Source organism: Gluconobacter cerinus, from assembly GCF_002723935.1.
GTDB lineage: Bacteria > Pseudomonadota > Alphaproteobacteria > Acetobacterales > Acetobacteraceae > Gluconobacter > Gluconobacter cerinus.
In genome coordinates this window covers 40,955-62,546 of record NZ_BEWM01000001.1, presented here as the reverse complement: position 1 = coordinate 62,546, position 21,592 = coordinate 40,955, and the positions used below count along the sequence as shown (strand labels likewise).

The following is a 21,592-nucleotide window of genomic DNA, read 5'->3' as shown; positions in this document are numbered from 1 at the left end:
GATAACCCCACATGCCGTCACTGACCGCTATTATCACGGAAATCGCAGAGGAAATGCGTGCCGAGACAGATCGGGGGCAGGTGGCAAACTATATTCCGCCATTGGCAAACGTCGATCTCGGCCGGTTTGGAATGGCCATTATCGATGCAGAAGGTGGCAGTCATATTGTTGGGGATGCTGAAGAAGCTTTTTCGATTCAGAGCGTTTCAAAGGTCTTTGGCCTGACGCTCGCGCTTAATGCGGTGGACGCCGGGCTCTGGAGCCGCGTGCGGCAGGAACCGTCGGGCAGTGCCTTCAATTCGATTATCCAGCTTGAAAGTGAAAACGGCATTCCGAGAAACCCGTTCATCAATGCGGGTGCGATTGTCGTATCGGATATTCTGACATCCCAGTATGGCTTGGACGGTGCGCAGAATGAGCTTCTGGGCTTCCTGAAGCCCATGAGCTCAGATCCGGATACCATCCTGATTGATCGGGATGTGGCGCGGCAGGAAGAAGAGACGGGATTTCGCAACAAGGCTCTAGCCAATTACATGCGGACCTTCGGGAATATTCATAATCCCGTTGATGAAACGCTTGACCTCTATTTTCATCAGTGCGCGCTGACCATGAGTTGCAGGCAGCTTGCGGAAATGGGCACCTATCTGATGACGGGCGGAATTAATCCCCGAACGGGCGAGCGCGTCATTTCCACGCGAAATGCCCAGACCGTACTCGCTCTCATGATGATGTGTGGACATTATGACGGGTCCGGCTCTTTTGCGATCAGGGTTGGGTTGCCAGGAAAGTCAGGCGTTGGGGGTGGTATTCTGGCAGTTGTTCCGGGTGTCGCGTCGGTTGCGGTATGGTCGCCGGGTTTGAATGCGCAGGGCAATTCGCTGCTGGGAACACGTGCCCTTGAGCGTCTTGTTCAGCATACGGGATGGAACGTTTTTCGCGCCAGTCACTGAGTCATAGATAGCATATTCTCCTTTTATGTAATTGAAAAACAAGAATATTTATTAAGACGGAGCTGGCCGTGCCGGGGTTAGGCATTCTTTGATGCAATTCCCTTGGTAACATCTAATTGACAATAATTATCAATTGCAAATATGAGGGCTCCAGTTCCGATCCTCTCTCGGTGGGCCAGCATGTCTTTTTCTGTCGTCAAATATACTGTCTTTCCCGCTCTTGTGCTGGCAGGGCTGACTTCCGCCGCTGCAGGTGCAGATACGTCTGTTGTTACGGATGAATCTCAGTCCAGGGGCCAGAAACAACTTCAGAAGACCGGACAGCCCCAGCCTCCAAAGTCTAAAGCGGAAGTTATTGTTGTGACGGCGACCGGCATGTCCCATGCATCTTCTGCGACAAAGACACGCACACCGATTATTGAATCGCCTCAGTCCATTTCCATCGTCAGCCGCGAAGAAATCGAACTACGCGCATCTCCGTCAATTGCGGATGCGCTGGCCTATACTGCGGGTGTACAGGCTGAGCCATCCGGCATCGACAGTCGAGTGGATGAAGTGTCTGTCCGTGGGTTTGGTGCGGGTGGATTTTCATCCAACAACAACTTTGTCGATGGATTACGTCTGCCATCAGGCGGACAGTGGACCAGAACGTCCTTTGATCCGTTTGCACTTCAGCAGATTGAAGTTCTGAAGGGGCCTTCCGGTGCCCTTTATGGTCAGACGGCGCCAGGGGGCGTGGTTAATCTTGTGACGAAGCGTCCGACGGAAAAGAGCGAAGGCGAGTTCTTTCTACAGAGCAGCGGATTTACCAACCTGTCCAACTGGCAGGGGCAGGCCTCCGGGGATGTGTCTGGCCGACTGACGCATGATGGGGCTTTGACAGGCCGGATTGTCGGCCTCGCTCGATATGGTGACACTCAGGTTAATGAAGTACGGACTGGCCGCTACTACATCTCCCCAAGCCTGACCTGGAAAATTACACCCAAGACGGTCTGGACTTTACTTGCGCAGTATCAGCGGGATCAGGGGGGCTCCACATTCCAGTTCCTGCCAGCAACGGGCACGCTGTATGCATCCAGGGGTCGCCATATCGCGAATGATGCGAATATTGGTGAGCCGAACTGGGATACGTTTGACCGAAACCAGGCTTTGGCAGGCTCATTTTTGGAGCATAAATTTAACCGTTTCCTGACGGTCCGAAACAATACTCGCTACACGTATCTGAACACGCTTTACAGAGCGACAGTGCTTTCTGGCGATACGCTAGCCAAATGTGCGGCGACAGTGGCTGGATGTATTGCAGGCGAAACGGTTAATCGGCGTGCTGTAGAAGGCCGAGGGCAGTCTCAGGGTGTTACGACGGATACGCAACTTGAAGGGCATGTCCGTACAGGGCCCGTGCGGCATCTGCTTCTGGTTGGCACTGATTATTTTTATACGAACTGGCGGCATAGCCGCGATCTGGTGGCGTCTTCCTATGTTCTGCCGATCCTGAATATCTTTAATCCGAAAGCGCGCGGGAGTGCTGGGTATTCAGATAATCTTAGCCCGCAGGTCTATACGGCAACCATCAGCAGCCAGAACGGAATTTATTTTCAGGATCAGTTGAAGTTCAAGCGCCTTCGGGTCACGATTGGTGGACGTCAGGACTGGGCGCGCGATAACACGCTCAATGTTCTCACGAAATCTCGCTACATCACGAATTCCAATGCATTCACCTGGCGAGCAGGTGCCGTTTATATGTTTGATAACGGTCTCGTGCCCTATTTCAGCTACGCTCAGTCGTTTCAGCCACAAGTCTCTGATCCATCCACGTCATTGGGAGGGAAGGCTTTTAAGCCGACAACTGGCGATCAGTATGAAGGTGGTATTCGGTATCAGTACGGGAAAAGTATCTACGTCACTTTTGGTGGATACCAGATTACCCAGAACAATATGACGACTTATGATCCGAACGGCACACTCTGTGGCACATCAACATGCCTTGTTCAGACAGGGCAGGGCCGGGTTCGCGGGCTGGAACTTGAAGGCAAGGCAAACCTGCCGTGGGACATGTCGGTGATCTTTACCGGCACTCGCAGTGAAGCGAAGATTACTCGCTCCAATACGGCATCTCAGGTCGGTAATTATCTTGGACAGGCCCCAAAGTGGATGGCGTCTCTCTTCGTAGACCAGCGCATCCAGCATGGAACTTTTGCGGGTGTCGGTCTCGGCGGTGGTGTCCGTTATACAGGCACAAGCTACGGGGATACGGCAAACACTCTGCATATTCCGGATTATACACTGTTCGATCTGTTCCTTCGGTATGATTTCGCGACGGCCCATCCGCGCTACAAAGGATTATCCTTTTCGTTTAATGCCCGAAACATCGCCAACAAGCGTTTTGTTGCGACCTGCACAGCCGTGTCTGCCTGCTATTATGGGCAGGGTCGTAATCTGACTGCTCGTTTGGAATATCGCTGGTAATTCGAGTAAAGCGTTATGATAACGATATGGACTGCGGGAATTCTGGGGGCAGGTGGTGCGCTTATGCTCTATATGGCTTCGCCCGCTCAACAATTGCGTAAGAAGCGTCCAGCATTTCGGCTCTGTATGATTTCCGGAAGCACGCTGCTCTGTGTATCTTTGCTCATGCTGCTCGCAAGCGAAGGTAGTGGTACCGCAGTTTCCGAGTTTCTGACGCTTATCATGATTGTCTGGTCTCTGGTTCCTCTGGCTGCCGCGGTTTGGCGAAGGAGGATGTCATGACATCAACTCCCGTGATGCTAAGCAGTCGGAACTGGTTTCCCAAAGCGAGCGCCGGTCTTGTCCTTGGACTTACGCTTTCCTTTGCCCTGATGGGCATTCTGGGTCTGCTCGTGCATGTTGACGGGCAGCCTAGGGCTGTCGGTTCACAGTTCCTGATGTGGCTCGTAGTTCCGGTCTGGACGGGAATTCTCGGGACCTGCTTTCTGTTTCGATCAGGCTGGCGTGCGTGGGCAATGCTTGGAGGTGCGAATGCTGTTCTCTGGGCTATTTATATGGGTGTGCGGAGTATGATGTCGTGAAAATCCGCGCTGATATTGTCCGGATGTATCGGGAAATCCATAGCTGGGTCGGGATTGTCTGTGGCCTTTTCCTATTTGTAGCATTTTATGCCGGATCAGTAACGATGTTCGAGCGGCCTCTGCAGGATTGGGCTTCGGCACCAGTTGCTTTGCCGCCGCCAGTATCACTCGAGAAAATGCCAGCATTGCTGGAAAAGACATTTTCTGAGCATCCGGAAGCGCAACGTAATTATACGATTGTTTTGCATCCAACGCCTTCTCAGCCCGCATCCTTGATTTGGGGAATGCCAGAGCGGATGCACGGCCCGTCTTTCGCCAATTTTTCAGCGTTGGCAACGGATGGCTCTTTGGTGACGGTGAGTCAGGAGCCTTCTCAGGCCGCACATTTCATCAATATGCTTCATCAGCAGGTCGGGCTTTCCATGCCTCATGAGGCCGGGCGGCTCCTTATGGGCGTGGTCGCGTTGCTTTATGCGGTGGCCCTGATTTCAGGGACACTCATCGTAATTCCAGGGCTTGTGAAAAACCTGTTTGCAATTCGCCTGGGTCAAAACGTCAAAAGAATGTGGCTCGACATGCATAGTATGCTGGGCCTGTTTTCTCTGCCTTTTCATATCATCATGGCGCTCACTTCAGTAGTGTTTGCGTTTCATGATGAGATCTACATGGCGGAGCAGGCGCTCCTGATACAACACCCGCAGGCTCAGCATGATGCAGGAGGCCCGGGGCATGGGCCGCATCCTCATGGTCCCGCGGCAGAACTACGGAAGCCTCTCGATCCGGATCAGATTCTTAAAACTGTTGCGACACAAGCGCCGGGGTTCATTCCCGATACTCTGGCTTATAGCAGCGCTCATGGTGGCCATTTGGCTCTCAGAATAACGGGACGAGACCCATGTTATGGCGCGCGTGGTGCGGGGGGAGGATTTGCAGGCGTCGATCCATATAGCGGCAGGCTCGTGTCTACCGAGTATATGCCCGGTCATCAGAGCTGGTCGCAGTCCGTGCTGACATCATTTTTCGTTCTGCATTTTGGCAGTTTTGGCGGAGAGAGTGTGCAGTGGGGATATGTGCTTCTCGGGCTCGGTGGTGCATTTATGTTCTATGCGGGCAATCAGCTCTGGGTGGTGTCGCGCAGGCGTCGTGAGCGCGGAACAGGACGTGTAGAGGATACAAAATCAACACGAATACTCTGTGCGTTGACGATCGGATGTTCGCTTGGGTGTGTAGCGGGGATATCAGCTGTATTATGCGCGGCGCCTCTGCTGCCCGCGAGCAGTCAAACGGTCACTGTGCAGCTTGTTTATTTCGGGGTTTTTCTGCTGTGCAATGGGGTGGCATTCTGGCTCAAGGAGCGGGAAGCTATTCGCATTTTACTGATATTTTCCGCAATCCTGACATGGATAATGCCGATTTCCGCACTTGTGGTTACACCATTATCACGCATGCAGGATTCAGCCTTAGCAGTAGATGCATTTGCAATTCTTTATGGGGCCTTTTTGATGCTCTGGGCGGTGCGGCCCGAGGCCGGTCAGCCTGTGCTGCGTCGTAAAGGATTTCCCTCAGACCCTGAGCGGGCCTGAGGTTAGGTTGTTTTCAGAAATCGGACACGAGTGAGAAATAAGTGCCTCGTCGTTGTCCGTATTGCGCCTGATAAATGCCGACGCCGCTACCGTCTCGAAGTTGGTAGCGTTTGTCGAACAGATTTACGATGTCAGCGCGAACTTTCAGATCATGCCCCAGCGGGACGCGGGTGAAGGTGTACTGGTATCCGACGTTAAAAATGTCGTACTGGGGCTGTTTCTCAAGATTGGCAAAGCCACTCCGCAGGCCGTATCCATATAGGAAATCTATATAAGCCAAGTGATGCTTGCTGGAATAGGATGCGCCAGCGCTGGCGGTATACTGTCCCTGATGGTCTAACTGGATGGCATGTGCGCGAATGTAGCTCAATTCTTCCGGATCGAACTGGTATTCGGCGGAGTTGATTTCTCGAGCTGCCGTTTTCACAAACGAGAAATTGCCGAATACTGACCAAGGCCCGCGCCTCCAGGAGCTTCCAAACTCGGCACCATAGACGTGACCTCGGCGATAGCTGAATGGCGCGAGGATGACCGCACGGCCAAACTGTCCAAGATCCGTAAGGTTGTGTGCCCACTTGCTGTAAGCGTCGATTGTAATCTGTAATTCGGGAGTAATATGCTGGAGAATGCCAGCGTCCACGTAATTGGAGGTTTCAACTTTCGTGGGCGTATCTGTCAAATTGGCTGCGGCATTTGTGGTTCCTGCAAAACGCGCCAGTGTTGAAGGATAAACGTACTGTGGAGAAGGCGGTGCGAAGAACCTGGAGTAACCGATGTGCAAGGTCGTGCTTCGGAACGGCTTCCACACCAGGTTGGCGCGCGGGCTGAGTTGTCCTTCGTTTCCAAAAGACGATGCAAACCGGTCGTAGCGAATGCCATAATTGAAAGTGAGTTTGCGGGTGATGCGATATTCATCCTGAAGGTAAGCACCAGCTTCAACAGACCAGTTGCCCGTGTTGTCTATCAGCCGAAGAGGGGTAGACGAAGTCTGTTGGCCAGTTTCGTCTACTGGGAATGCAAGAGAGTCAGTATCGAGGCGCTCGGAGGTGTATTGACCCAGAAGACCGGCCCGAAGGGTATGGTGCGGAGCGATATCATAAGACAAATCGAATTGCGCGCCGCCAGTTGTAAAGTCATTGACCTCGTGTTCAGCCACACCTTGAAAAATAAGGTCCCGAGCCGGGTCTGGCGTATAATCGATGCGCCCGTAACGAAAATACGGTGAGAGCTGAAGGTTCAGTTTGTCAGCGCTGTGCTGGTATGAAACGACGGCGTAATAGTTTTGCTCTGTCTGGCTGTCATCCAGAAAGCGTGATTGCACAGAGGGGTGTGACCAGTCTGTTCCAGAAAGTTGATAAACCGGTTGCAGGCCTGTCGTGTTGGGAAGTTCAAAATCTGCGTAAGATGCACTTGTCAGGAGCGAGATACGGTCGGTGTCGTTTAGCTTCCATGAAAAATAACCAAACGCCTTTTCCTGCTGCGTTGTGTCATGCGTTGCGCGGAAGGAGGCGGTCGGGTTCTCGATACCAATATTATTTCGGTTCATGGACAGCGTCGTAAAATATTCAAAGCGCCCTTTTGAACCGCCCAGTTGTAAGGACGGTGCAAAAGTGTCGTAGCTGCCGCCATAGAGTGAAAGCTGGTTATTTTTCAGGGTGGACCCGCTTTTTGTATGCACGTCCACAATGCCGGCCGTACGGAACCCGAATTGAGCGGGGAGGGTTCCCGTCAGCAGGTCAACCGATTGGATAATGCGTGTATCCAGTTCCTGACCAAAACCATTCAGGCCCTCGGGAAGCAGGACACCGTTGACCCGGTAAGTCAGGCCGCCATGTTCGCCTCGGACATGCACTTCTCCGTAGCTGTCCTGCACGACGCCAGGCATTCTGAGCATAATCTGGCTGAAAGAAGCATTCTGCCCCTGAGGCGTAGCCTGGATCTGTCGTTGATCGATGCCGTAGGAAACTGCGCCCAGGCCGGGGAAGATACGTCCGCGGGCCTGATCGAGGTGCCCCATGACAGTGACGTGTTCAGCAGGTTTGTCTTTGGTTTGAATAGCTCTCTTTTCAGACTTTTTGGAAATCTTCTTTTGGGGCTCGCTGGATGGCGCATTATCGGCAGCAAATACATCAGTTGCCAGTAGCCCTGTAAGGAGCGTGGTTCCTGCAATTGCTATCCGAAAGGGGACAGTTGAAACTCTTGAATTTGCGGTGTGCTGTTTAATATAGCATTTGCTATATCTAGGGGCGAATTTTGAGCGCAAAAATGCTGTTGCCATAGTTGGTTCTCAATTTTTCTGGGGTGTCGTTCAGCCGACCAGAGTGTCGTACAGAAGTTTAAAGTTCAGGATGAGAATAAGACCCGCGACGATCCATGACAGTGCGGTCATGAAGCGGTTGATTGTGAATTCGCCCATCTTGCGACGGTCAGACACAAACATCACAAGGGGAATGACTGCGAAAGGAAGCTGAAGGGACAGGATGACCTGACTGGCCATCAGCAGAGCGCCTACGCCATGGCTTCCGTAGAGCACAGTTACCACCGCGACGGGAATGATCGCCAGGCCGCGGGTCAGCAGTCGTCTTGCCCAATGCGGGATATGGAGGCGCAGGAAGCCTTCCATAATGATCTGGCCGGCCAGTGTTCCGGTGACGGTTGAGTTTGTGCCCGCAGCCAGCAGTGCCAGGGCGAAAAGCGTAGAGGCTATTCCGAGCCCAAGAATGGGGGAGAGAAGATGATAGGCATCTTCGATCTCGGCCACATTCTGGTGGCCTGTCTCATGAAAAGCTGCGGCTGCCACAATGAGGATCGCCGCGTTGATGAATAGCGCGAGCATGAGGGCAATTGTGCTGTCCCATGTTGCCCACCGAATGGCATCACGACGTCCAACGGGCGTTCGCTCATAGGCCCGCGTCTGTACAATAGACGAATGCAGATACAGGTTATGCGGCATGACCGTGGCACCGATAATGCCAATCGCAATGTAGAGCATTCCTGGCGTGGTCACGATTTCCGGCGTCGGAATAAGGCCCTTCAGGATTGCTGCAACGGGTGGTGTGGCCGCAACGAGCTGTACCCCAAAGCAAAGCGCAATGATTGAGAGAAGGCCGATGACAAAAGCTTCCAGATACCGGAAGCCGCGGCCCATCAGCAGAAGAACTATGAAGGCGTCCAGAATGGAGAGGAGCGCGCCACCCAAAAGAGGGAGGCCGAAGAGCAGTTGCAATGCAACGGCCGTTCCAATCACTTCAGCCAGATCACACGCGATAATCGCTAACTCGCATGCCAGCCAAAGCACTACGTTCAGCGCAGGCGGAAAATGGTCACGGCAGGCTTGTGCCAGATCCCGACCGGTGGCGATGCCAAGGCGTGCAGAGAGAGCTTGGAGAAGGATCGCCATCAGGTTGGAAAGCATGATGACGCAGAGCAGCGTGTAGCCGTACTGAGCGCCTCCTTGCAGGTCCGTCGCCCAGTTTCCTGGGTCCATATATCCAACTGAGACCATGTATCCGGGCCCAACGAAAGCGAGGAAGCGCTTCAGCCACGTTGTTGACCCTTCAGGAACCCGAACGCTTGAAAACACCTCAGGCAGGCTTGGTCGTTCCGCATCGTCATGACGCGAAAAGCGCCAGGCTTTGCTAGGGGCGGACTTATCGGTGGGGGCATCGGAGCGTTGGTCGGACATCAGAATGTCATTCAAGCTTGGAACCGTAAAATATGCAATATGCTATATTCATGAACATTGTCTTATTTTTCTTCTGAAAAAGATCGCTCAGAGGCCTCTGGAATTAACAGGAAGAATGTTTTATTCGGTCGGGAATAATTGATTGAGCGGTTTTCTTGAGAATGGAACAGAAGAAGAAAAAGCAGAAATCCCTGGTGGACATGCAACTCCACTCAGAAGGGTTCAGGGCCAATCGAGCTGCCAGGCAGAAGGTGCTGGTAGAAGATTATGTCGAGCTGATTTCTGATCTTCTGGCTGAGGGGCAGGAGGCTCGCCAAGTCGATATTGCCGGTCGTCTTGGTGTGTCTCAGCCAACGGTGGCTAAAATGCTGGCCCGCCTGTCAACGGAAGGGCTGGTGACACAAAAGCCGTACCGGGGCGTTTTCCTGACGGATGCTGGCCAGCAGATGGCGCACAAGGCCCGTCATCGGCACGGAATTGTGGAAGCGTTTCTGTTGGCTTTGGGAATTAGTGAAGAAAATGCCCGGATCGATGCGGAGGGCATTGAACATTATGTTGGTCCGGAAACTCTTACCGCTTTCGAAACTGCGCTTAAAAAAGGGCTAGCGCAGTTTTCGTCGACAAATACTGTCGATGCAAAATTACGCTGAGGCCGACATTACGTGAGATGGCATTTTCCTTTGAAGCGACAAATGGAGCAAACCACAGTCGCAGAGGGATCATCGTTAAACAGGCATCCTTTGGACCGTTCCATGGCGTAGCCTTTGGGAGGGGGATTATTCTGGAAAGTGTCCACGATCTTACTCATCCAGAGCTTTAGTCGCTCAGGGACGTGGTCATGATTATCGAGCCACCATTCGACATCGCTTTCAGGGCGATCAATCTGGATGGCCAGATCTGCAGGTGTCCATCTCGTGACACTCAGGAAATCGTTTAACGTAATGCCGCACATTTCAGCATCTCCTGTGTCTCAAGGAAGCTCTCACGCCGTGATACGCGAAGCCTGCTTTTTTCGTCAATATATCGTTAATCTCGTTTTTTCAGAATGTGTTATTTTTTGAAACATTGCGCCAGAAATGGTTCTGATTGGCGGTAAAGCGCCATTCCATCCCAAATACCCATGGGTGGTAAGCTGTGTTGAGGGTTTCTGTCAGATAGTGCCTGCATCCGGGGTGCGTGACCGTCAGGTGCAGTGGAAACTTTATATTTCTGGCTTGAATTTATGTTCGCGGATTTGTGAAGATTAAGTCGGCGCCAGAGAACTTCCATTTTCTGAATGGGGGTAGAGGCGGTGCAATACTCACTCCGATTCTCGTTGATTTCTGAGCATATGCGGTGCTCAACCGGGACGACACTGTCACAAGCCGTCAGGGGTGCCGGTGTGGTGTCTTACTTCGAAGACTAGCGGACCGCTAATGGGCCTGAGGCAGCGCGAGAAGAGCATAATGCACTGCCGTCGTTTCAGTATTTAACTGCGCTACGGCATCTTTGTCGGAATTTTGTCTGCGCAGCTGCGTTGCTATTCTGGGCTGTGTACTGTCGCCGTTAAATTCCTAGCCACATGTTTCGACGTGAATTCCGTCTTGAATAAGTGCTTTGCGAATAGCGGGCTTCAATTGGGAGTCTGTCAGAACAACGTCGAAATCGCTGAGTGCGGCGAGACGGTGGAGGCCGCCTTTTCGAAATTTTGTGCTGTCGACCAATAGTACGGTCTGATCCGCGATTTGCATCAGTGCCTGTTTGACCTTCACAACGTCCTGATCGTTCTGAAACGCTGTTTCGTTGTGAATGATCGATGTGGAAAGAAACATCGTATTGGCGCGAAGCGATTTTGCAGCCTGCTCACAGACTAGGCCAAAAAAGGCGTTCCGAGGTTGGTTATAGTCGCCCCCCAAGCAAATCAGTTTCAGGTTGGGATAGGGAGCGAGCGCCTGAATGACGCCCACGGCATTCGTAATGATTGTCAGGGGGGCAAGAGCCGGAAGGAGCGGCAGCATCGCTGCGACCGTTGTTGAGTCGTCCAGAACAAGAATTTGCTCCGGCGTAATCATCGAAATGGCCCGCTGAATAATTGATTCTTTCAGGTCAGGCGCGCGTGATTTTCGGAAATTGACTGTTTTTTGAGTGACGACACGATTCTTGAGAACAATGCTGCCGTGCAGTTTGTCGATCAGGCCCTGCGCTGCCAGTGCGTGAGCATCACGGTGAATTGTCATCCTGCTGACGTCAAAACGCTCAGACAGATTCTCAATTGTGGCACTTCCTGTCTCCAGAAGGACGTCGAGGATCTGTTGCTGACGGGCACTGTTATCCCGGCGTTTGCTGAGAAGGACGGCGGGAGAGGTAGCTGGAACGCCCGAACCATCAGTCATCTGTCAAAAAGATCCTTGTCACCGGGTAAGGCCAATTATGGCATCGCGACATCTACATACCAGCGCTGACCAAATTTGTAATGTTCTGATCGGCTCTGTGGTGTGCTTTTCACGGGATTAATCACACAAAGATTCTTGACGCTACGAAAGTGATATTTATCACATTGACGAAGGCATGATAACACTTATATCACCTAATAATAACATTTATGGTGTTATCAGTTGGGCGATTTGCTAAAGCTGATGGCGAGAATGTCCGGAGGGCGAAATGCGCCAGGATTTCACGATCGGGATCGATTGCGGTTCTACTACGACGAAGGCTGTCATCTTCTCGAAGACAGGTGGAATTGTGGGGACTGGCCGTCGTCGTGTTCCCCAGCATACGGATGAACCCCGCCACGTTGAGCGGGATATGCATGAGGCGTGGCAGGCTGTTGTAGAGGCAGTCCGGGAAGCTTTGGACGTTTCTGGACTGAGTGGTGAGGATATTGCTGGCGTTGGGGTCACTGCGCACGGTGATGGACTTTTCGTTCTTGACCGCTCAAGTCAGCCATTGGGGCGTGGGATTATGTCGCTCGACAGTCGGGCCACAGAAATCCATGATGAATGGAAACGGGAAGGGCGACTGGAAAAGATCGTCCCTATCGCCGGGCAGCGTCCGTACCCTTACTCCGCAACAACTCTGCTGGCCTGGATGAAGCGCCATCAACCTGATCGTTATCAGGCCATTGGCACTGTCTTTTTTGCCAAAGACTGGATCCGGCTTTGTCTAACCGGGGAAATTGCGACAGATCTGACAGAGGCCAGTACATCTTTCACGGATCTCTACACGCAGGACTACAGCGATAGCATCCTTGAGGCGTTGGATCTGCGCGAAATCCGCGGTGCGCTCCCTAAAATGCTACTGTCCTGTGATCAGGGTGGAACGATCACGGCAGAAGCTGCTCGTGCGACCGGCCTACGCGAAGGAACGCCAGTTGCTGTCGGACTCCACGATGTGACGGCAGCGGCAGTAGGGTCAGGCTACACACGACCAGGTGATCTTTCGATCACGGCGGGTACTTTTTCAATCAATGAAATTTTCCGCAGTCGCCCCGTCATAGGCGATGGGTGGTCCTGCCGGGCGGGATATCGCCGTGGATTGTGGAATTGCATGGCCATCTCGCCTGCATCGTCCAGCAATCTGGAATGGCTCGCGCGCATGCTGCTTCCAGAGGAAAAAGAGGCAGCTCAAGTTCTCACAAAGGAAGTCGAGGCGAAGCTGGGGCGTTCTCGCGGCGAACGACCGATACCGCTGTATCACCCGTTTCTTTTTGGATCGCCTTACGAAGCGCCAGCAAGTGCCTCTCTTTTCGGGGTGCAGTCCTGGCATGATCGAGCGGATCTGTTTCAGGCGATGATTGAGGGAACAATCTTCAACCATCGCGAGCATGTTGAGACCCTGCGTCAAACAGGGGATGTGCATCGCCTCGGTGTTTCGGGCGGCGGTAGCAGTCAGGCATCTATTGCGCAGATGTTTGCGGATATTCTCAACATGCCAGTCGAAATTTCCAGCGTTCGGGAGGCTGGAGCCCTGGGCGCGGCTCTGACGGCAAGTGTTGCTGTTGGGCTTTATGGAGATCTTGAGGAAGCTGTGGCTGCTCAGGAAATTCCTATGAATATCTATCAGCCGGACCCCGCTCGCGCACGGATTTATGAAGGCATTTATCGCCGATACGTTGCATTGACGCTGGCGATGAAACCTTTTTGGTCCGGTCTGTACGAGGCCGGTAGCGAAGTCAGTGGCGCTCCGGAAACTCCGGTGGGGCCCGTCATGAATTATGCGCTCTCAGCCGAAATCGCGAAGGAAATGCATTCGTGAAGACACTTTCAGCCATGCCCGATAATGCCGAATTTGATGTCGTCATTATCGGGGCTGGCATTAATGGCGCTGGCCTATTTCGTGAACTGGCTCTTCAGGGCGTGAAGACGCTTATTCTGGATCGCAGCGACATTTGTACAGGGGCATCCTGCGCACCATCCCGCTTGATCCACGGTGGTATCAAGTATCTGGAAACGGGCGAGTTCAAGCTTGTGGCGCAGTCGACGTTGGAGCGAAATCTGCTCCTGCGGAATGCCCCGCATTTCGTTCGGCCATTGCCGACTGTTCTGCCGATCCGCACATGGCTTGGAGGGATCGTCACATCATTTCGTCGCTTCCTGAACCTTGGCGGTAAAATGACGGATCGTGGCGCGCTGGTTCTGGAAGTCGGGCTTCAGATTTACGATTTCCTAGGGCGCCGTGCTCGCGTCATGCCACGACATTCCCTTTTCCTCAGCCAGAAAACGCGCCGTGAATGGCCCCATATGGCGAAGGATGTTGTGGCAACAGCACAGTATTACGATGCTGCGATCACACAGCCTGAACGCCTCGGATATGAGTGTGTGCAGGATGCACTGGAAACGGCTCCGAACTGTGAGGCCGTAACCTATGTTGTCCCAGAGACTTTCCAAAGCGGACAACTTGTCCTGCGAGACGTGCTCACCGATGAAGTAAAAACGGTAAAGGCGCGTGTTCTGGTTAATGCAGGTGGTGCCTGGATTGATCAGATCAATACGATCCTGGGTAACCCGACGAAATATATTGGCGGGACAAAAGGGTCTCACCTGCTGTTGAAGCATGATGACCTGCTCCGAGAACTGAAGGGCCGGATGGTCTATTTCGGGACGCCGGATGGACGGATCTGTCTTGCATATCCGTTTTTTGGTCATGTCCTGGTTGGCTCTACCGATATTCGGATCGACGATCCGGACAAGGCTGTCTGTACGGACGAGGAGCAGGATTACATGCTGCGGATGCTGGCTGATCTGTTCCCCGGTTTCCATATCGGAAGCGAGCAGGTCACTTACCGTTATAGCGGTGTTCGTCCGCTACCAGCCACCAATGCTGCCGATCCTTCTGCGATCAGTCGTGATCACATCGTTCATGAAGACAGGCTGGGTGCAACGCCTGTTCTGTCTCTCGTGGGTGGGAAATGGACGACTTTCCGTGGGTTGGGCGAAGAAGTCGCAGATCGTGTACTGGCGCTGCTGGGGCACCCACGAAGCACATCAACGCAGGAGTTGGCCATCGGCGGGGGTCGTGGCTTCCCGGATGCAGATCAGCACACAGCCTATCTGGACAGGTTTGCGAGTTCTTTTGGGCTGCCGCGCCCGCGTGCGTCCGTGCTGCTGGATCGGTACGGAACGTTGGCCAGAAAGATCGCGGGATTTTGTCAGGAGGCGGCAGATGCTCCTCTTCGGACGCTCCCCTCCTACACACGTCGTGAACTGATGTTCATTGCTGAAAATGAGCTGGTTCGCCGTCTGTCGGACGTTCTTTACCGTCGTACGACCATTGCACTTAGTGGTGCCATGACGCCGGCAGTGGTGCTGGAAGTTGCAAATATCATTGGAGGAACGCTGGGCTGGGATGAGCGGGAAGCCGCACGTCAGGCTCAGGACGCCTGGAGGGAAGGGCAGCAGCGCCACAACCTTCAGGGTGAGTTCCCTCTATCGGCTGAAACCCCGGAAATTCTGAAAGCTTGAGCCATGAACCGTTACGAAGAAAAAATTGCACGCATGCGCGCTAGCAAGGACACGCGTTATGATTTCATCCTTGCTGACGCCAAGGACTCAGATATGGCAGCCGGGATCAGCGCGATGGGTAATCGCCGCAATCCTCGGGCCGGACAGTCGCTGTTCCGCACACGGCCGCAATATCTGTCAGAGATCCAGTCTATTATCCGTCAGGATATTGTGGACATCATGCTGACCTCGGTCTCTATTTTGGAAGATCTGCTGGAGCGTGATGCGTTTGACGGGACCAAAGTTAAGACGGCAATTCGTGCTAACGATACGACAGACCTGTGGCGTGGACGGGGAGGGCATTATCGCTCCCAGAAGTCTGTTCCGTTTCGCTCCGCGTCACTGGAGCGGGCGCAGACAAACCTTGGCCTCTATTCGATGACGTTTAACGGCGATGTTGACCAGGATACGCTGGCGCTGGAAGAGTTCGCTCGGTTCCGCGAAGAGGCCAAGATCAACGGGTTTTCTTATTTCCTCGAAGTCTTCAACCCAAATGAAGGGCATATCGCTCCTGAAGATTTCGGAGTGTTCCTGAATGATATGGTTACCCGTGCGCTTGCGGGTCTTCGCAAGGAAGAAAAGCCTGTCTTCCTGAAGGTGCCGTTTAATGGCAGCGAGGCGTTTGCGGAACTGTGCGAGTACGATCCAAGCGTAATCGTGGGGATTATGGGCGGTGGAAGCGGCACGACGCGTGACTGTCTGGAACTGATTCATCAAGCCCAGAACAGTGGTGCCAGAGCCGCACTATTCGGTCGCAAGATTGTGGATGCAGCGGACCCGCTCTTGCTGATTGAAGCGATGCGTCGCGTCACGGATGGAGACCTCTCTCCAAACGAAGCTACGCATTTCTATCATGATGGTCTTGCTAGGAAGGGCATTGCCACCCTGCGCCCAACGGATGTCGATAGTCAGGTGACGGAAAGCGTTCTGCTGGAGCGGGCAGCTTAAAAAAAAACTCGCAGAGGCAATAAAGTTCCTGTTTTCAGCGTCTTCGTACCTGCCTTCAGATCTTTGCTGGAGAGCAGGTACGGAGAGTTGAATTGAAAATATCATTCCCTTCGGAACTTCATGTCTTTGGAGTGTTATGATTTAACGCTAAACATGGCTTAGGTTTAGCGATCAAGATTCGATGGTCGCTGCCTTCTTGTCGGGAGATGAATGGTGACTCGCAAAACGGTCTGGATCGGTACGAACTGGAAGATGAACAAGGGACCTGCCGAGGCCTTGGCTGCTGCAGAAGCGCTTAAGGCGTATCGAGCGCCGGATGGCGTGAAGCCGTTCATCATCACACCATTTACGTCCTTGCAGGCTGTTGCGAGCGTTCTGAAAGGTGCAGACGTGCTTGTCGGTGCACAGAACATGCACTGGGAAGAGAGCGGCTCCTGGACGGGTGAAATTTCCCCCGGAATGGTGAAAGAGTGCGGTGCGGATATCGTACTGATCGGCCATTCGGAACGGCGGCAGCATTTTGCGGAAACAGACTGGACTGTCAGTCGCAAGATGTCCGCTGCTCTTCGTCATGGCTTGCGTCCTTTGCTTTGCATTGGCGAGAGCCTCGAAGAGTATGATTTCGGCGTCACGGCAGAGACACTCTCCCGGCAGCTCAAAATTGCGCTGCATGACGTGGCGCATGCAGACCTTCCAAATATTCTGATTGCTTACGAACCTGTCTGGGCCATTGGTGCGGGCGGACGGGCTGCAGACACCGACTGTGTTGCAAAAGTCCATGCTGGATTGCGGGCTGTTCTGTGTGAGATAGCCGGCAAGGATATCGGCGATCGCGTACCGCTGCTCTATGGCGGAAGCGTTACGCAGGATAATGCCCGCAGCTATGTGAGCCAGCCAAATGTGGATGGCGTATTTGTGGGGCGCGCTGGCTGGTCAGTTCCTGACTTCGAAAAGCTGATTGATCGTGTGATCGAGGAAAGAGCACCTGCATGATGCCCGATATCCTTCATGGAAGTCGTGCTTTGTCCGCACGGCGTCAAGCCGTTCTGGATTACGTTACGGCGCATGGCTGTGTTCTGATCCAGGATCTGCTGGTTCAGTTCACCATAACCCGTGCAGCCATGAACCGTGACCTGCACGCGCTTGCGACACAGGGCTTGATCCGTAAAGTTGGTGAAAGCGTTACGACGCTTTCGAATGCTGTGGCAGCAAGTAGCATCATGCTGCGTGCTCGACAGGCTGTGCAGGAAAAGCTTGGTATTACAGCGATTGCTGCTGGCTTGATCGAAGAAGGCGATACGATTGCCTTGGATGACTCCACAACATCGCGGTTTCTATCCGAACGCTTGACAGCAATCGGTCAACTTACAGTCGTGACGAACAGTCTGGGGATCAGTACCAAGATCGGACGGTCTCGTGACATCAGCCTGATTGCACTGGGTGGGCGTTACAATCCAACATTCGATGCATTTCTCGGAGTTTTATGTGAACGCAGCGTTACGTCGCTTCGGATCAACACATTATTCATGTCGACCTCGGCTATTCACGGTCTTTCTGCCTATCATCAGGACGAAGATCTGATCAAAGCCAAGAGTGCGCTCATGAACATGGCTGATCGCCGCGTTTTAATGGTGGATAGCCGTAAATTTGGAATTAGCGCGCTAAATCATCTGGCAAACCTGACGGATTTTGATGCCGTTATTACGGACTCAGGCCTCTCTGGAGAGACCGCTGACAGAATGATGGGGGCAGGTGTCAAATTGCATATCGCAGACATTCCGTCGGCTGACATGCCCATGGCAATGATGGCCTGAAACTGTTTTTTTTGAGTTCAGAAGAATTGTCGACCGTTAGTTCTTTCTGACGCGTTTTTTACAAAACACCTGGTCTGGGCTTTTATTAGGGCTGGCATTTTCGTGACAGCATCCTGACCAGACCATTCAAAACTAAATACCTCTTATATTGTTTTATATCGGGAGTAACCTGACACAAATAAGAGCAAGGACAGTCCTATGACCCTTAGTCATTGCAGTGGGCTAATTGTTGTGGACAAGAAGGGGGCACAGCTTCTTTTCCTGCATCCTACAACGCTTGAAGTGCTGGATCATAGTGGGGGGATGCCAAGTCTCCCGCATGAGCTGGCTATAGATGAGACGCGCGGGCTTGCATTTGTTCCAGCGTATGGGAATGGTTTTCACGGCAACAATCCCATACCAAACCATTTTGTTTCCGTTATAGATCTGTATGCCAGAACCAGAATTTCAGACATCGATCTGACACCCCTTGAGTCACCGCATACATTACGGTTTGGGCCGGACGGCTTGCTTTATGTTTGCTGTGAGAACAGTTCTGCTGTGGCGGTGATTGATCCCGAGACGAAAAGAGTTACCCATATCCTGCAGGCATTTTCTCGGAATGCACACAGGCTTACTGTTCTGCCGCAGCGTAAGCTGATCGTCACGGAAAACGAAGAAGATGCGACGCTGACCGTTCTTCGTATTGGTGATGACAGCGTCAGGCGCACGATCGTTCTGCCCGCGCCCTCTGCTGGCATCGATCATCTGCCGGATGAAAAATTCCTGGTGGTCAGTAATGCGCTCAAACCAACTTTATTTCTTATGGATGTGGATGCGGGAGAGCTGCGTCAGGAAGTTGAACTGAAGCATCACCGTAAAAGTGCGCAGGTTGTGCGGGTTAGTCCCGATGGAAAATGGCTTCTGGTTATCGGAGATTTCGAGCCGATTGTGACATTGATCAGTCTGCCGCAGTGGGACCAGTACCCCGTTCCGGTTGGGCAGAAGCCAATGGACGCTGCTTTCCGTCCAGATGGAACAACTGTGCTTGTGGCAAATGAAGATGACGGGACGCTGACTGAAATCCAGCTTTCCAGTCGTAAGGTACTGCGAACAGTGAAAGCTGGGGTTGGGTGCGAGACCCTTGGTTTTTTTTGAAACACCGTGACGTGTTCTGGCGTGGGTCACGGTGCTTCAGAACTGGTTTCTGACGTTTAGAAATTGATAAGCGTCGTGACTTTGAAGCTACGGCCAGGCTGTGTGTAATAGGACTTGGGAACACTGATGCTGTCAGGCACATCAAGTGCATTATAATAACGCTTGTTGAACATATTATACATTCCCGCCTGAACACGGAGGTTCGGGAAGAATTTCGGTGAGTACCAACCCGTTAAATCGAAGAGTGCATAACCCGGTGTCTTATTCACATTAGACGCCATGTTCTGCACCTTGTTGCGCGCCGCCGCGAATGTCGTGGAGAAATTCGCGCCCCAGTGCTCTCGGTTATAGGCAACGCCCACAATTCCGCGGAATGGTGCAACGGAGTTCAGGTGCACATGTTCATCGGTATCCTGACCATCAGAATACGCAAGGGACGTCCATACCTGCCAGTAATTGGCGAAAGTCCAGTTAGCGCGTGCTTCTACGCCGTAAATACGGACGTGCTGGCGGTTAACGTATTCGAAAACACCGAACGGGTAGTATCCGCCGATGCCAGCTGCTGCCGCCGTTGTTGTGATCGTATCGATGAAATTGTGATAGTAATTATCGAAGAACGAAACTGTGGCGCCGCGTTTGGAATCCCCATATCGCGCGCCAACCTCCCAGCCACGACTGGTTTCCGGTTTGAGGTTCTGGTTTCCGATTGAGACGTAGCTGCCTGTGCCGCCGTAGGTCAGATACATTTCTGTCGCAGACGGAGCACGGAAGGCCTGGGAGTATTGCCCGTAAAGTGTGAGGTTTTTCAGGACCCGAGCTTCGACCAGAACCTTCGGGGAATAATGCGAGCCACTGGCTCCGTTTGGTATGCCTTCATACGCTGCATTTTTAGTGTAGCTCGGCGTGTCCTGCGGGCTACGTCTGTAGTGATCGAAGCGGAATCCTGGTGTGACGTGCAGCCATTCCATTTTCCCGAAACCAATACGATCCTGAACAATCGCCCCGAGATCAGTTCCGTGTACGTCGGGCATATCAGACTGGTTTACATGCAAGAAGCTGCACGCATAAACCTGTGCCGTGCAATTATCGAGGCCAGCAGCATACTGGCTTGTATCCGTGATGTAGGCTTCTCCGCCAAGGGTAATCACATGATGAAATGGGCCGGTGAAAACATTGGACGTAATTGAGCCCGTCGTTCCATAGGACTGGACAGCGAGATTACTGTCCCGATCATATTCGCCAATGGGCGATGTCAGACGATTGGCGGCTGTATCTGTGATTGAATTGACCTTCTGCCAATAAGCAATGAGATGCGCTTCGCTGATAAAGGCTGTCGGTTTTTCCGATTTATAATCGTAGCTTCCGGAAACGCGCGTGCGCTTGCTTTCTTCGAGTGTGTGATAGCGGCTGTATGTTGAGCTAATACTGCTCAGGGTATTTTCGTTATAATTTCGATCAAATACTTCACCGGTCAAGCCAAAGCGATGCCCGCCTTCCACGTATTGGTGAATTTTACCCAGGAAGTTTCCTTGCGTGTAGGAAGCGGGATCTTTGTCTGATCGCGTGGACCCAACGCCGCCTGTGCCGCCCATATTTCCGGTTTGGCTGCCAGTCTGGTAGCCGCCCTGAACTAAAATCATTGTATTATGGTAACGTCCAGCAAGGGCCTGATTGAGATATCCACTCTCGCTAGACCCATCATATGTCAGTTTGGTCAGGCCGCCGTAGGCTTTGTTGCCTGTCAGAAGGTCTTCCGGGTCCAGTGTCTTGAGTGAAACAACACCGCCGAGCGCACCTGTTCCGAAAAAGCCAGAGTTCGCGTTTTTGACGATGTCGATCGAGCCAAGAGAATTGAAATCATAGGACGAAACACCTCCACTGACACCACGTGCGCCGTCATTCGCCCAGATTGTTCGAATGCCGTCTATGGTGGTGAGAATGCGGTTTTGATCCAGCCCACGCATATTAATGCTGAGATTGTTATTGTTGTAATTCACTCCCGCGTCCACGCGACGAGCATAGTCCGAAATGCTGTCAATCATGCGGGATTGAAGGGTTTTCAGCGTGGTTGTTGTAGTCATGACACGCGGCTTTCCGACGGCACTATAGTCCGCATCCGGATCAACCTTCATGGAATCAATGATGTCTGCAGCAGCCTGCCCTCGAACATGGAGGGGTTTGAGCTGAACTGTAGGGGCTGCCCCAGTATGTGCTGGAATACCATCTGTTTTTGCATCAGTGACTTTCTCAGAGTCTTTGCTCGTTTGGGCTTGAGCAGATGATAAAGCTGCAAAAATGCAGACGAGCGCAGACGTTGCCAGCATGGACTGTCGCAGAAAACGTGTTGGACGAGCGCTTTGCCTGCTCATGGAAACTTACACCTTTAAATGAGAATTGTTCGCATCTAATGGCGGTGGAATTTCATGGCGTCAATCTAAATGATAGTGATT

General features: G+C 52.7%; 16 protein-coding genes. 11 read left to right on the top strand and 5 right to left on the bottom strand.

The genetic code is table 11. The features are described 5' to 3' along the window. Nucleotides 1-11 precede the first annotated feature (11 nt). From GCE01_RS00280 to GCE01_RS00265, 4 genes are all read left to right on the top strand, one after another. A complete protein-coding gene (locus GCE01_RS00280; RefSeq protein WP_046899520.1) occupies nt 12-950 on the top strand; it encodes a glutaminase in 939 nt (312 codons plus the stop codon). A 180-nt stretch (nt 951-1,130) separates the two neighbouring features. Further along, nucleotides 1,131-3,416, top strand: a complete 2,286-nt coding sequence (locus tag GCE01_RS00275) for a TonB-dependent siderophore receptor (protein ID WP_099210162.1) — start codon at nt 1,131-1,133, stop codon at nt 3,414-3,416. Nucleotides 3,417-3,694: 278 nt separating this feature from the next. Continuing rightward, nucleotides 3,695-3,997, top strand: a complete 303-nt coding sequence (locus GCE01_RS00270) for a hypothetical protein (protein WP_099210160.1) — start codon at nt 3,695-3,697, stop codon at nt 3,995-3,997. Continuing rightward, the gene (locus tag GCE01_RS00265; RefSeq protein WP_099210158.1) at nt 3,994-5,580 is read left to right on the top strand and encodes a PepSY-associated TM helix domain-containing protein; all 1,587 of its coding nucleotides are present in this window, start codon (nt 3,994-3,996) and stop codon (nt 5,578-5,580) included. Before GCE01_RS00270 ends, GCE01_RS00265 begins: the two co-directional genes overlap by 4 nt. 13 nt (nt 5,581-5,593) lie before the next feature. Here GCE01_RS00265 and GCE01_RS00260 read toward each other — a convergent pair whose 3' ends face one another. Together GCE01_RS00260 and GCE01_RS00255 are read right to left on the bottom strand one after the other, a co-directional pair. Then, nucleotides 5,594-7,597: a TonB-dependent receptor gene (locus GCE01_RS00260; RefSeq protein WP_244591030.1), complete on the bottom strand. Its 2,004-nt coding sequence runs from the start codon at nt 7,595-7,597 to the stop codon at nt 5,594-5,596. Nucleotides 7,598-7,888: 291 nt separating this feature from the next. After that, complete coding sequence (locus GCE01_RS00255) at nt 7,889-9,265, bottom strand: Nramp family divalent metal transporter (protein ID WP_099211068.1); 1,377 nt, start codon at nt 9,263-9,265, stop codon at nt 7,889-7,891. Nucleotides 9,266-9,426: 161 nt separating this feature from the next. Here GCE01_RS00255 and mntR point away from each other — a divergent pair, with 161 nt between their 5' ends. Beyond that, a complete protein-coding gene (mntR, locus tag GCE01_RS00250; protein ID WP_099210153.1) occupies nt 9,427-9,915 on the top strand; it encodes a manganese-binding transcriptional regulator MntR in 489 nt (162 codons plus the stop codon). A gap of 8 nt (nt 9,916-9,923) precedes the next feature. Here the strand turns inward: mntR and GCE01_RS00245 are convergent, their stop codons facing one another. Both GCE01_RS00245 and GCE01_RS00240 read right to left on the bottom strand, forming a co-directional pair. Further along, the gene (locus GCE01_RS00245; protein ID WP_046899513.1) at nt 9,924-10,217 is read right to left on the bottom strand and encodes a hypothetical protein; all 294 of its coding nucleotides are present in this window, start codon (nt 10,215-10,217) and stop codon (nt 9,924-9,926) included. A 601-nt stretch (nt 10,218-10,818) separates the two neighbouring features. Then, complete coding sequence (locus GCE01_RS00240; RefSeq protein WP_046899512.1) at nt 10,819-11,637, bottom strand: DeoR/GlpR family DNA-binding transcription regulator; 819 nt, start codon at nt 11,635-11,637, stop codon at nt 10,819-10,821. Nucleotides 11,638-11,905: 268 nt separating this feature from the next. Between GCE01_RS00240 and GCE01_RS00235 the strand changes: the two genes are divergently transcribed. From GCE01_RS00235 to GCE01_RS00210, 6 genes are all read left to right on the top strand, one after another. Then, the gene (locus GCE01_RS00235; RefSeq protein WP_099210151.1) at nt 11,906-13,498 is read left to right on the top strand and encodes an FGGY-family carbohydrate kinase; all 1,593 of its coding nucleotides are present in this window, start codon (nt 11,906-11,908) and stop codon (nt 13,496-13,498) included. Next, nucleotides 13,495-15,204, top strand: coding sequence for a glycerol-3-phosphate dehydrogenase/oxidase (locus GCE01_RS00230; RefSeq protein WP_099210149.1), 1,710 nt, complete (start codon nt 13,495-13,497; stop codon nt 15,202-15,204). The genes GCE01_RS00235 and GCE01_RS00230 overlap by 4 nt, the downstream gene beginning before the upstream one ends. Before the next feature lie 3 nt (nt 15,205-15,207). Beyond that, nucleotides 15,208-16,191 carry a beta/alpha barrel domain-containing protein gene (locus GCE01_RS00225; protein ID WP_099210147.1) on the top strand — a complete coding sequence of 328 codons (984 nt, stop codon included), beginning with the start codon at nt 15,208-15,210 and terminating at the stop codon, nt 16,189-16,191. 210 nt (nt 16,192-16,401) lie between these two features. Then, a complete protein-coding gene (locus GCE01_RS00220) occupies nt 16,402-17,184 on the top strand; it encodes a triose-phosphate isomerase (protein WP_099210144.1) in 783 nt (260 codons plus the stop codon). Next, on the top strand, nt 17,181-18,005 hold the full coding sequence (locus tag GCE01_RS00215) for a DeoR/GlpR family DNA-binding transcription regulator (RefSeq protein ID WP_099210142.1): 825 nt from the start codon (nt 17,181-17,183) through the stop codon (nt 18,003-18,005). The genes GCE01_RS00220 and GCE01_RS00215 overlap by 4 nt, the downstream gene beginning before the upstream one ends. A gap of 198 nt (nt 18,006-18,203) precedes the next feature. Then, complete coding sequence (locus GCE01_RS00210; RefSeq protein WP_099210140.1) at nt 18,204-19,142, top strand: beta-propeller fold lactonase family protein; 939 nt, start codon at nt 18,204-18,206, stop codon at nt 19,140-19,142. A gap of 56 nt (nt 19,143-19,198) precedes the next feature. Here GCE01_RS00210 and GCE01_RS00205 read toward each other — a convergent pair whose 3' ends face one another. After that, nucleotides 19,199-21,466: a TonB-dependent hemoglobin/transferrin/lactoferrin family receptor gene (locus tag GCE01_RS00205; protein ID WP_099210138.1), complete on the bottom strand. Its 2,268-nt coding sequence runs from the start codon at nt 21,464-21,466 to the stop codon at nt 19,199-19,201. Between the last annotated feature and the right edge of the window lie 126 nt (nt 21,467-21,592).